Genomic DNA, 11,650 nt, shown 5'->3' with positions numbered 1-11,650 from the left:
TCTTTGTCTATGTGCGTTGTTTTTCGTAAACTCAGACACGCTATTCGAGTTTGAGGCCTGTCTAGTGGGCCCGGAGACGTGTATAAGAGACAGCGCCGGACTCCGTCCCCCTGCCCGCGTCGGGTCTGCGGGCCACCGCCCGCATCCGCGCCGTGGCCGACGGGCGGGGCGGCACCGCCCTGCCGCTCCTGGCGGGCGAGGGGCCGCTCGCGCTGCGCCGCACCCGGGGGGCGGGGGCCGAGGCCCGGGTCGTGCTGGTCGGCGCGATGAGCGCGCCGCTGGGCGGGGACCACCTCACCGTCGAGGCCGCCGCCGGACCCGGAGCGCGCCTCGCCCTCGCCTCGGCCGCGGCCACCCTGGCGCTGCCCGGCCGCGGCGGCGAGCCCGCGCGGTACGACGTACGCCTGACCCTGGAGGACGGGGCGTCGGTGCGATGGCTGCCGGAACCGCTGGTCTCGGTGCGCGGCAGCGAACTGCGGGTGCACACCCGGGTCGAACTGGCCCCCACCGCCCGTCTGCTGCTGCGCGAGGAACAGGTGCTCGGCCGCTCGGGCGAGGCCCCCGGGCTGCTGAGCAGCCGGCTCACCGTCACGCGCGGCGGCCGTCCGCTGCTGGACCAGGAGCTCACCTGCGGACCCGGTGCGCCCGGCGGCTGGGACGGCCCGGCGGGCCTGGCCGGCCACCGGGCGCTCGGCCAGCTCCTCGTCGTGGACCCCGCCTTCGCCGGGGACCCGCCCGCGGCGCGGGTGCTGGGGGAGTGCGCCGTGGTGACGCCGCTGGCCGGGCCGGCCGTCCTCGTGACGGCCCTGGCCCCGGACGCCCTGCGGCTGCGCGAGGTGCTCGACGAGGCCTGCCGCACATTCCACGGGTGAACGGGGAGGAACCGGGCACCGCTCAGCGGTACACACCTTTCCGGTTATCGGGTTGGCAAAGAAGTCGATCCGGCTCTGTCGCCGGTCCCGGAACAGACGACAAGATCCCCCTGCACGCCGACGACCGAACGCGACCAACCCGGCCGCCCACGGCGGCACCTGACGCAGGGGGAACAACCACGTGACACGCAACGCGACGCTGGGGAGCGCCGCCACACTGATCACCGGCACACTGGCGGCGAGCCTGCTGCTGGCCCCGCCGGCCGCCGCGGCCCCGACCGGCAACGGCCCGAAGCTGCCGGAGGTGCTGGGCGTTCAGATCGCCGCCGCCCGCGCCGCCCGTACCGGGATCGACTGGAAGGACTGCCCCGCGGACTGGGGCCTGGAGAAGCCCATCCAGTGCGGCTGGGTGAAGGTCCCGCTCGACTATGCGAAGCCGTACGGCAAGACCATCGACATCGCCGTCGACCGGATCGGCAGCACGGGCACCGAGCAGGAGCGCCAGGGCGCGCTCGTCTACAACCCCGGGGGCCCCGGCGGCTCCGGCATGCGCTTCCCGCGCCGGGTCACCACCAAGAGCCCGCTGTGGGTCAACGCCTCCAAGGCGTACGACTTCGTCGGCTTCGACCCCCGCGGTGTCGGCCACTCCGCGCCCGTCTCCTGCATCGACCCGCAGGAGTTCGTGAAGGCGCCCAAGGCCGACCCGGTCCCGGACAGCGAGGCCGACAAGCTCGCCCAGCGCAAGCTGGCCGCCGCCTACGCGGACGGCTGCAAGGAGCGCAGCGGCGAGATGCTGCCGCACATGACCACGCCCAACAGCGCCCGCGACATGGACGTGATCCGCGCCGCCCTCGGCGAGGCGAAGCTGAACTTCCTCGGCGTCTCCTACGGCACCTACCTCGGCGGGGTCTACGCGAGCCTCTTCCCGACCCACGTGCGCCGCATGATCGTCGACAGCGTGGTCGACCCCTCTCAGGACAACATCTGGTACGAGGCCAACCTCGGCCAGGACGTCGCCTTCCAGATGCGCTGGAACGACTGGCAGGACTGGGTCGCCAAGAACGACGGGGTCTTCCACCTCGGCGACACCCGCGCCAAGGTCGAGGCCAAGTGGCAGGAGCTGCGCAACAAGGCGAAGGCCCAGCCGATCGGCGGGATCGTCGGCCCGGCCGAGCTCATCGGCTTCTTCCAGGGCGCCCCGTACTACGACTCCTCCTGGGTGCCCGTCGCGCAGACCTGGGCCGCCTACGCCGCCGGTGACGAGCAGGCGCTCGTCGACGCCATCGCCCCGGACATGACGGACACCAAGGGCAACGCGGCCTCGGAGAACAGCAACGCCGTCTACACGGCGGTCGAGTGCGCTGATGCCAAGTGGCCCACCAGCTGGGCCGAGTGGGACCGGGACAACACCGAGCTCCACGAGAAGTACCCGTTCCTGACCTGGTCCAACGCGTGGATGAACCTGCCCTGCGCGACCTGGAAGGCCAAGCAGAGCACCCCGATCGCGGTCGGCGCCAAGCGCGTTCCGCCGATCCTGATCGTCCAGTCCGAGCGGGACGCGGCCACCCCGTACAAGGGCGCGGTCGAGCTGCACCGCCGCCTCGCCGGCTCGCGTCTGATCACCGAGCAGAACGCCGGCTCGCACGGTGTCACCAGCCTGCAGAACCCCTGCATCAACACGCGGGTGGACGCCTACCTGCTGACCGGCAAGGTCGACGCGCAGGACGTCACGTGCGCCCCGCACGCCGCGCCCGTCGCCCCGGCCCAGGTCGCCGCACTGTCGCTCGACCACGGACCGGGCAGCGCGTGGCCGGCCCGTGAGGAGCTGCCGGCCGTCCGCTAGACCGGACCGCCCGTACGGGAGAGGGCTCAGCGCGCGGAGCGCCGGGCCTTCTTCCGTTGCTCCTTCTTCCGCTCGGCTTCCTGTTCGGCCTTCACCTCGGCCGCGTACCGGTCGACGTACTCCTGGCCGGACAGCTCGAGGATCGCGTACATGATCTCGTCGGTGACCGCCCGCAGGATCGCCCGCTCGCCCTCCATGCCGGCGTACCGGGAGAAGTCCAGCGGCCGGCCGAAGCGGATCGTCACCCGCCGGATGTTCGGGATCTTCTGCCCGGGCGGCTGGATCTCGAAGGTGCCCACCATCGCGCAGGGGATCACGGGGACCCCGGCGCCCAGGGCCATCGCTGCCACGCCCACCTTCCCCTTGTAGAGCCGCCCGTCGTGCGAGCGCGTCCCCTCCGGGTAGATGCCCAGCAGTTCGTCCTTGGCCAGCACCGCGAGCCCCTCGCGCAGCGCCGCCTGCCCGGCGTCCTTGCCGGACCGGTCCACCGGGATCTGCCCCGCGCTGCGGAAGAAGGCGGCGGTGAGCCGGCCCTTCACGCCGGGGCCGGTGAAGTACTCGGCCTTCGCGAGGAAGGTGATCCGCCGCTTGAGGATCGCGGGCATGAGGAAGTGGTCGGAGAAGGACAGGTGGTTGCCCGCGACGATCGCGGCACCCTCCGCCGGGATGTTCTCCAGGCCCTCGATCCGCGGCCGGAACAGCAGCCGCAGCAGAGGACCGAGCAACACGTGCTTGAGCAAGTGGTAGAACACCAGGCCGCTCCCGTCGATATCCCGTTGTCACCGCCAGTTTACGGACGGTGAGCCACGGGCTGGAGGGGGCGGTGGGAACCTGTCTTCAGACGTTGCGGGAGGCGGCCATCCCGGCGGTCAGCAGCCCCAGCACCACCCAGCCGAACCACAGCCAGCCGTTGCTGCCGAGGACCACGGAGTACGCGGCAACGGCCACCAGTGCGGCGAAGGTCATGACAGCCATCGCCTTAACGGATCCGGTCATGCCCCATGGTGACGCGCGACAGTGCCGTTCCGCTACTGGCCACGCGCTTGGAGCGAGGCGAGATACGAGTTGTACGCCTCCAGCTCCTTGTCGCCGTTGCGGTCCTCGGCCCGGTCGGAGCGCTTCGCCGCCCGCTGCTCGGAGTGGTACCACTGGTAGACCAGCGCGATCAGGACCAGCACCGAGGGGATCTCGCTGAACGCCCAGGCGATGCCGCCGCCCCACTGCTGGTCGAGCAGCGGGTCGATGCCGAGGGAGGCCGGCGGGTTCGAGTACGTCTTGATCATCGGCTGGCTCGCCATCATCAGGGCGATGCCGAAGAAGGCGTGGAAGGGCATGCCCGCGAAGAGCTCCAGCATCCGCATCACGTAACCCGGACGGTGCGGACCCGGGTCGACGCCCATGATCGGCCAGAAGAAGATGAGGCCGACGGCGAGGAAGTGGACCATCATCGCGATGTGCCCGGTGCGGCTCTCCATCAGGAAGTCGAACAGCGGGGTGAAGTACAGGGCGTAGAGGCTCGCGATGAACATGGGGATCGTGAAGGCGGGGTGGGTGACCACCCGCATGTACCGGCTGTGCAGCAGCGCCAGCAGCAGCTCGCGCGGGCCCTTGTGGCCGCGGGCGGCGGGCGGCAGCGCGCGCAGCGCCAGCGTCACCGGAGCGCCCAGCAGCACCAGGATCGGGGTGACCATGCTGATCACCATGTGCTGGACCATGTGCACGCTGAACATGACCATGCCGTAGTCGTTCAGCTTGGTGCACATCACCAGGACCACGGTCAGCACGCCCGCGGTGAAGGCGATGGTCCGGCCCAGCGGCCAGGAGTCCCCGCGCCGGCGCAGCCGGAGCACGCCCCACGCGTACAGGGCGAGTCCCACCAGCGAGCCGATCAGGAAGAACGCGTCGAAGGAGAACTCCAACCCGCGTCCGAGAGTGAAGGGCGGCAGGTCCATGTCCATGTCCATGCCGTGCCCGCTGTGATCCATCTCTTCACTCCCTTGACCGTGGCGCCCCACCACAGTAGTGCCGCCCCCGTGCGCTCCTGCGCGCGGGGGCGGCCGTAACGGGCATACGGTTACAGAACCGTCTGGGCCTCGTCGTACCGGTCGGCCGGCACCGTCTTGAGGGTCGAGGTCGCCTCGGCGAGCGGCACCATCTCGATGTCCGTGCCGCGCAGCGCGGTCAGCATGCCGAACTCGCCGCGGTGCGCGGCCTCCACGGCGTGCCAGCCGAAGCGGGTGGCGAGGACCCGGTCGTACGCGGTGGGCGTGCCGCCGCGCTGGACGTGGCCCAGGATCACCGGCCGGGCCTCCTTGCCCAGGCGGTGCTCCAGCTCCACGGCGAGCCGGTTGCCGATGCCGGCGAACCGCTCGTGGCCGTACATGTCGACGCCGCCCTCCTCCAGGTCCATCGACCCGGGGCGCGGCTTGGCGCCCTCGGCGACCACGACGATCGCGAACCGCTTGCCCGCGGAGAAGCGCTCGCCGACGATCGCCGTCAGCTCCTCGATGTCGAAGGGCCGCTCCGGCACGACGATCGCGTGCGCGCCCGCCGCCATGCCCGAGTGCAGCGCGATCCATCCGGTGTGGCGGCCCATGACCTCCACGACCATCACGCGCTGGTGGGACTCGGCGGTGGTCTTCAGGCGGTCCAGGGCCTCCGTGGCCACGCCGACGGCGGTGTCGAAGCCGAAGGTGACGTCGGTGGAGGCGATGTCGTTGTCGATGGTCTTCGGGACGCCGACGATCGGCAGACCGGCCTGCGACAGCAGGTTCGCGGCCTTCAGGGTGCCCTCGCCGCCGATCGGGATGATCGCGTCGAGGCCGAGGTCGGCGACGTGCCCGCGGGCACGCTCCACGCCGTCGCGCAGGTGCGCGGGCTGGACCCGGGAGGAGCCGAGGATGGTGCCACCGCGGGCCAGGATGCCGGCGACGGCGTCGAGGTCGAGCTTGCGGTAGTCCGCCTCCAGCAGGCCCTTCCAGCCGTCGAGGAAGCCGATCACCTCGTCGCCGTGGTCGACGACGGCGCGGTGCACGACGGAGCGGATGACGGCGTTGAGGCCGGGGCAGTCGCCACCGGAAGTGAGCACACCAATGCGCATGGCAGGGAGAGACCTTTGCAACGTGGGCCGGCGACCGGACCACGTCGTCCGGTTGGAACTACGGCCACCCTACAAGCGGTGGAGCGGTGGACTGAACCATCCTCCACATGCTGGTCGTACTCGTCGTACGAAACGACGTCGGCCCGGTTCCCCCTAGGGAAAACCGGGCCGAACACATGATGGCGGGGCCGCCCCGATGAGCGGCCCGCAGGGCGCTACGCGGGCTGCGTGGCGGCCGCGATGCGCTCCGCGCGCAGCGCCTCGTACCACCGGTCCTCTATGGCCGGCAGTGCGTTCACGTCGAGGGCCAGCTTCAGCAGCAGGTCCGCGATCTGCGGGTTGCGGGCCATCACGGGGCCGTGCATGTACGTGCCGAACACCGTGTCGTTGTACGCGCCTTCGGTGCCGTCGCCGCTGCCGTTGCCACGGCCCATCGTCACCCGGGCGAACGGCTTGGCCGTCGGACCGAGGTGCGTGACGCCCTGGTGGTTCTCGAAGCCCGTCAGCTGGGGCAGGCCCAGGCGCGGGTCGATGTCGGCGAGGACGTCGCCGACGCACCGCTCGCCCTCACCGCGCAAGGTGACGACGTCCAGCAGGCCGAGGCCCTCCTGGCGCTGGCCCTGGTCGTTGACGAACTCCTTGCCGAGGATCTGGTACCCGGCGCAGACGGAGAAGACGATCGCCCCGTTCGAGACGGCGCGCTCCAGACCGCCGTCGCGCAGCAGCCGCTCCGCGGCCAGGCGCTGCGGCCGGTCCTCGCCGCCGCCGATCAGGTAGATGTCGCCCGAGGTGGGGATCGGCTGGTCGCTGCGCACGTCCACGCGCTGCACGTCCAGGCCGCGCTGGCGGGCCCGGCGCTCCACGACGAGGGCGTTGCCCTGGTCTCCGTACGTGCTGAGCAGGTCGGGGTAGACCCACACCAGACGCAGGCTGTTGTCGCTCATGCTCTTGTCCTCTGCGTTTCTGACGGGCCTAGTTGCCGACGCGGCGGCGGACGTCCTGGAAGGCGGTGTAGTTGGCGATCAGCTCGATCTGGCCGGGCGGCGCGAGCTGCACGGCCTCGTCGAGGGTCTCGCACACCCGGAAGTCCAGGCCCGCGACCTCGAGGCGGACCGCGAGGTCCAGCTTGCGGTCACCGATCACGAAGATCGGGTGGCCGGCCAGGCGCGGGTAGTCCACGTCCCACAGCCAGGAGGTGTCGGTGCCGTCGGCCCCGCGCGCGTTCACCGAGAGGATCACCGGCGTCGGCGGCGGGTCGATCAGCGAAAACGTTTCGAGCCAGCCCGCCGGGTTCTTCGCGAGCAGCAGCCGCAGCTCACGGCCCTGGAAGGTCACCACGTCGTAGCGGCCGGCGACGGCCTGCACCTGGTACATCCGCTCCAGCGCGACCTGCGGCGGTACGCCGAAGACGGCGGCGACGGCGGCCGAGGTGGCGGCGTTGGCCTTGTTGGCGCGGCCCGGCAGCTGGAGGTGGATCGGCCAGGCCGAACCGTGCGGGTCCAGCACGTGGTCTCCGGAGAGCACCCAGGTCGGCGTCGGGCGGCGGAAGCCGCACTCGCCGCAGAACCAGTCGTCGCCGGGACGCTGCATGACACCACCGCAGGAGGGGCACGACCAGGCGTCGTCCTTCCACTCCTGGCCGGCCGCGACCCACACCACGTTCTGCGAGGAGGAGGCGGACCAGACGATCAGCGGGTCGTCGCAGTTCGCGACGATGACCGCCTTGGAGCCCTGGAGGCCCTCGCGCCACTTCTCCGCGAGCATGCGGGTCTCGGCGGCGCGGTCCAGCTGGTCGCGGGAGAGGTTGAGCAGGGCGATCACCTTGGGGGTGACGTCCCGGGCCACTCCGGCCAGGTACTTCTCGTCGACCTCGATGACGCCGTACTTGGCGTCCGAGCCGCCGGCCAGCGCCGAGGTGATGCCGGCCGGCATGTTGGCGCCGAGGGCGTTGGAGACGACCGGCCCGCTGGCCCGCAGGGCCTCCGCGATCAGCCGGGTCGTCGTGGTCTTGCCGTTCGTCGCGGAGACGAGGACGACGTCGAGGTGTTGCGCCAGCGCGCCGAGAAGATCGGGGTCGAGTTTGAGTGCGACCTTGCCACCGATCACCGATCCGCTTCCGCGTCCCGCGGCCCGCGACACCGCCGCCGCGGCCTTGCCCGCCGTCACGGCCAGCTTGGCCCGCGGCGAAAGCGGCTCCGTGTTGCCTGCCATCGTCCCTTGTCCTCCTTGCGTCGGTCGGCCCCAGCCTATCCAGTACCGGCCGGAGCCTTGACCGCGGCGCCCCCGCCCCGCCGCGGATCTCCTCATATAGTCGCCCGTCGTACGCTTACGGCCATGCGACAGCGCCCCATTCCCGGTACCACCGGCCTCGTCCGCACCATGAGCCTGCTGGGTGATCCGGTGCTCCACTCGGCCTGCGCGGAAGTCACCGCATTCGGACCGGACCTCGACCGGCTCGTCGAGGACATGTTCGCGACGATGTACGCCGCGGAGGGCGTCGGCCTCGCCGCGAACCAGATCGGCGTCGGGAAGCGGGTGTTCGTCTACGACTGCCCCGACGACGAGGACGTCCGCCACGTCGGGCACATCGTCAACCCGCGGCTGGTGGAGGCCGACGGGGACGAGTTCCTCGGGCCCGAGGGCTGCCTGTCCCTGCCCGGGCTGGAGGCGGGGACGTCCCGCTTCGACCGGGCGGTCGTCGAGGGGGTCACCTCGGACGGGGCGCCCGTACGGATCTCCGGCACGGGTTTCTTCGCCCGCTGCCTGCAGCACGAGTGCGACCACCTCGACGGCACCGTGTACGCGGACCGCGTAACGGGACTGCGGGCCCGTCGCCTGCGGCGGGCGATCCGCAAGGCCCCCTGGTCGGCGCGAGGCTAGCCGCCCGAGCCGGCCTCGCCGGAGGGGGCTGGAACGGCCCGGCGAAGCCCGGAGGGGCCTCGGTGAGGCCGGGTTCGGCCCGGCGAGGCCGGATGGGTCAGAAGCCGGGGCCGTTCACGCGGTTGCCGGCGGAGGAGAGGCGGCCCCAGAGGAGGTCCGTGAGGCCGGCGACGAGCTCCGCGCGTTCGCAGGGCCGCTCGCCCAGCCACCAGTCGCCGGCCGCGTGCATCATGCCGACGATGCCGTGGCCCCAGACCCGGGCCAGCCGTTCGCCGCCGGGCCCGAGGTCCACCCGCTCGCCGATCACCTCGGCCAGTTCCTCGCCGAGCCGGCGCAGCAGCGGCGCCGAGTGGAGCCCGACGTCGAAGCCGCGCTCCGCGCTGTGGGAGTCCTCGGCCGGGTGCATGAGGAAGCGGTAGACCTGCGGACGGGCCTCGATGGCGGCGAGGTACGTGTCGAGGGTCGCCTCCACCCGGCGGCGACGCTCGGCGGGGGCGTCGAGCGCGGCCCGCAGCGAGTCGAGCAGGGCGTCGGTGTGGCGTACGGCGAGTGCCTGGTAGAGGCCCGCCTTGTCCCCGAAGTGCCGGTACAGGATGGGCTTGGTGATACCGGCCTCCGCCGCGATGGCGTTCATGGAGGCCTTGGGGCCGTCCCTGAGCACGACCCGGTCGGCGGCTTCGAGCAGCTCCCGACGGCGGCGCTCGGCCGCTCCCGGTTCGCCGGCCTGCTGAGTGGTCTCCATGACGTGTTTCTCTCCCCGCCCTTGCGATGTGCGTGACGCCCACGCAACGTAACACCCGGTACGCCCCGGCGATCGAATCGGCTGCGTCACGCCGGGTGCCGTTGTCCGGATCTTCCGTGCTTGACAGCCCTTACTCGCCGGTAACAGACTGTGGTCTTCGCGTAGGTTACCGCTAGTAACTTCCGCATGGACGCGTACAGACAGGTGGAGGGGACATGGCGGAGTTCACCATGGAGCTCAACGACGACCAGAAGCAGGTACGGGACTGGATCCACGGCTTCGCCGCCGATGTGATGCGCCCCGCGGCCGCCGAATGGGACGAGCGCGAAGAGACTCCCTGGCCCGTCATCCAGGAGGCCGCCAAGGTCGGCATCTACTCTCTGGACTTCTACGCCCAGCAGTTCTTCGACCCGACGGGCCTGGGCATCCCGATGGCGATGGAGGAGCTCTTCTGGGGCGACGCCGGCATCGCCCTGTCCATCGTCGGCACCGGACTCGCGGCCATCGGCGTCGTCGCCAACGGCACCGAGGAGCAGATCGGGACCTGGATCCCGCAGATGTACGGCACCCCGGACGACGTGAAGGTCGCCGCCTTCTGCTCCTCCGAGCCGGACGCGGGCTCCGACGTCGGCTCGATGCGCACCCGCGCGGTCTACGACCAGGCCAAGGACGAGTGGGTGCTCAACGGCACCAAGACCTGGGCGACCAACGGCGGCATCGCCAACGTCCACATCGTCGTGGCCGTCGTCGACCCCGCGCTCGGCACCAAGGGGCACGCCTCCTTCATCGTGCCGCCGAACACCCCGGGGCTGTCCCAGGGCCAGAAGTTCAAGAAGCACGGCATCCGCGCCTCGCACACCGCCGAGGTGGTGCTGGAGGACGTACGGATCCCCGGCTCCTGTCTGCTCGGCGGCAAGGAGAAGCTGGACGAGCGGCTCGCGCGGGCCCACGAGCGCGCCCGCAGCGGCGGCGGGGAGCGCGTGAAGAACGCGGCCATGGCCACCTTCGAGGCCTCCCGGCCGGCGGTCGGCGCGATGGCCGTGGGCACCGCGCGCGCGGCGTACGAGGTCGCCCTCGACTACGCGAAGACCCGTACGCAGTTCGGCCGCCCGATCATCGACAACCAGGGCGTGGCCTTCCAGCTCGCGGACATGCGCACGCAGATCGACGCGGCCCGGCTGCTGGTGTGGCGGGCCTCGTGGATGGCGGTCGCGGGCCGGCCGTTCGACTCGGCCGAGGGCTCGATGTCCAAGCTCTTCGCGAGCGAGGTCTCCAAGAAGGTCACCGCCCAGGCCGTCCAGATCCTCGGCGGCAACGGCTACACCCGCGAGTACCCGGTCGAGCGCATGCACCGGGACAGCGCGATCTACACGATCTTCGAGGGCACCAGCGAGATCCAGCGGCTGGTGATCGCGCGCACGATCTCCGGCATGCCGATCCGCTAGCCGCGGTCCGGGGTGTGGGGTCCGGGCCCGGAGCCCACACCCGGGTCTCAGCGCAGCGACGTGAGGCAGGCGCCGGTCAGCTCGTCGGGGCCGTACTTCGGGTCGGCGACGTAGTCGAGCGGGGCGCAGTGCGCGCCGGGTGCGTCCAGCAGCGCGGTGACCTCGTACTGGGCGCGCGACGAGCCGCACGGGACGACCTCCAGGTCCTGCTCGACCCAGGTGCCCTCGTTGCGCACGCACTGCCCCACGGACAGCTGCTCCGGGCCGTCGACCACCAGGCCGATGACGAGGAGCGCCTGGACGGCCAGGAAGACGAGCAGTACCGGCAGCAGGAAGAGCAGCGCCGGGGGCCGGCGCCACAGCGGCCTGCCCGGGTCGAGCGCGGGGCGGTAGCCGCCCGCCGGGGGCGCGAGCCGGCGGAAGGCCGCCCGCGGGCCGAGGTTCATCAGCAGGGTCACCGGCGTGACGAAGAAGGAGAGCGGACCCCACCAGCCCTGCCACAGCGTGTCCGAGGACATGCGGCGGTAGGTGGCGAGTCCGCAGTCGCGGCAGAACGGCCCGCGCAGGCTCAGGAACCGCATCAGCACGATCAGGCCCTGGTGGCCGCGTACGGTCGCGGGCGCCGCGGGCCAGGCCCCGCAGAGGGTGCAGCCGTACCGGCCCGGCTGCGGGTGGGCGCCGTACGCGCCGTACGGCTGGGCTCCCGGGTGTGCGGGCCAGGCCGGGCCGGGCTGCTGCGGGCCGGCCTGGCCCGCACACCCGGGAGCC

12 protein-coding genes are annotated in these 11,650 nt (G+C 71.6%); 4 read left to right on the top strand and 8 right to left on the bottom strand.

The window, feature by feature from the left end; all coding sequences use genetic code 11:
* Positions 1–110 precede the first annotated feature (110 nt).
* Positions 111–872 (top strand): urease accessory protein UreD, encoded by a 762-nt coding sequence (locus PV721_RS35130; protein WP_319731582.1) that lies wholly within the window; start codon positions 111–113, stop codon positions 870–872.
* A 181-nt stretch (positions 873–1,053) separates the two neighbouring features.
* Positions 1,054–2,715, top strand: a complete 1,662-nt coding sequence (locus PV721_RS35125) for an alpha/beta hydrolase (RefSeq protein WP_319731580.1) — start codon at positions 1,054–1,056, stop codon at positions 2,713–2,715.
* A gap of 26 nt (positions 2,716–2,741) precedes the next feature.
* Here PV721_RS35125 and PV721_RS35120 read toward each other — a convergent pair whose 3' ends face one another.
* The 6 genes from PV721_RS35120 to PV721_RS35095 all read right to left on the bottom strand — a co-directional run bounded on the left by PV721_RS35120 (position 2,742) and on the right by PV721_RS35095 (position 8,026).
* Positions 2,742–3,467 carry a lysophospholipid acyltransferase family protein gene (locus tag PV721_RS35120; RefSeq protein ID WP_319731578.1) on the bottom strand — a complete coding sequence of 242 codons (726 nt, stop codon included), beginning with the start codon at positions 3,465–3,467 and terminating at the stop codon, positions 2,742–2,744.
* A gap of 85 nt (positions 3,468–3,552) precedes the next feature.
* Positions 3,553–3,690: a hypothetical protein gene (locus PV721_RS35115; protein WP_319731585.1), complete on the bottom strand. Its 138-nt coding sequence runs from the start codon at positions 3,688–3,690 to the stop codon at positions 3,553–3,555.
* Between the two features lie 53 nt (positions 3,691–3,743).
* Complete coding sequence (locus PV721_RS35110; protein ID WP_319731577.1) at positions 3,744–4,700, bottom strand: cytochrome c oxidase assembly protein; 957 nt, start codon at positions 4,698–4,700, stop codon at positions 3,744–3,746.
* Between the two features lie 89 nt (positions 4,701–4,789).
* Positions 4,790–5,815: a 6-phosphofructokinase gene (locus PV721_RS35105; protein ID WP_030711550.1), complete on the bottom strand. Its 1,026-nt coding sequence runs from the start codon at positions 5,813–5,815 to the stop codon at positions 4,790–4,792.
* 215 nt (positions 5,816–6,030) lie between these two features.
* Positions 6,031–6,759: a glutamine amidotransferase gene (locus PV721_RS35100; protein WP_319731574.1), complete on the bottom strand. Its 729-nt coding sequence runs from the start codon at positions 6,757–6,759 to the stop codon at positions 6,031–6,033.
* A gap of 28 nt (positions 6,760–6,787) precedes the next feature.
* Positions 6,788–8,026: a MurT ligase domain-containing protein gene (locus PV721_RS35095; protein WP_319731572.1), complete on the bottom strand. Its 1,239-nt coding sequence runs from the start codon at positions 8,024–8,026 to the stop codon at positions 6,788–6,790.
* A gap of 123 nt (positions 8,027–8,149) precedes the next feature.
* Here PV721_RS35095 and def point away from each other — a divergent pair, with 123 nt between their 5' ends.
* Positions 8,150–8,695: a peptide deformylase gene (gene def, locus PV721_RS35090; protein ID WP_319731570.1), complete on the top strand. Its 546-nt coding sequence runs from the start codon at positions 8,150–8,152 to the stop codon at positions 8,693–8,695.
* A gap of 97 nt (positions 8,696–8,792) precedes the next feature.
* Here def and PV721_RS35085 read toward each other — a convergent pair whose 3' ends face one another.
* On the bottom strand, positions 8,793–9,437 hold the full coding sequence (locus PV721_RS35085) for a TetR family transcriptional regulator (RefSeq protein ID WP_319731568.1): 645 nt from the start codon (positions 9,435–9,437) through the stop codon (positions 8,793–8,795).
* A 215-nt stretch (positions 9,438–9,652) separates the two neighbouring features.
* Here PV721_RS35085 and PV721_RS35080 point away from each other — a divergent pair, with 215 nt between their 5' ends.
* The gene (locus tag PV721_RS35080) at positions 9,653–10,882 is read left to right on the top strand and encodes an acyl-CoA dehydrogenase family protein (RefSeq protein WP_319731566.1); all 1,230 of its coding nucleotides are present in this window, start codon (positions 9,653–9,655) and stop codon (positions 10,880–10,882) included.
* Between the two features lie 47 nt (positions 10,883–10,929).
* On the opposite strand, the gene PV721_RS35075 is transcribed toward PV721_RS35080, so the two are convergent.
* A partial coding sequence (locus PV721_RS35075; RefSeq protein ID WP_319731565.1) for a hypothetical protein occupies positions 10,930–11,650 on the bottom strand: 721 nt, incomplete at its 5' end.

It is taken from the genome of Streptomyces sp. MB09-01 (assembly GCF_033794505.1).
Lineage (GTDB): Bacteria > Actinomycetota > Actinomycetes > Streptomycetales > Streptomycetaceae > Streptomyces.
The sequence above is the reverse complement of the archived record's forward strand: the minus strand, read 5'-3'. Positions and strand labels throughout refer to the sequence as shown.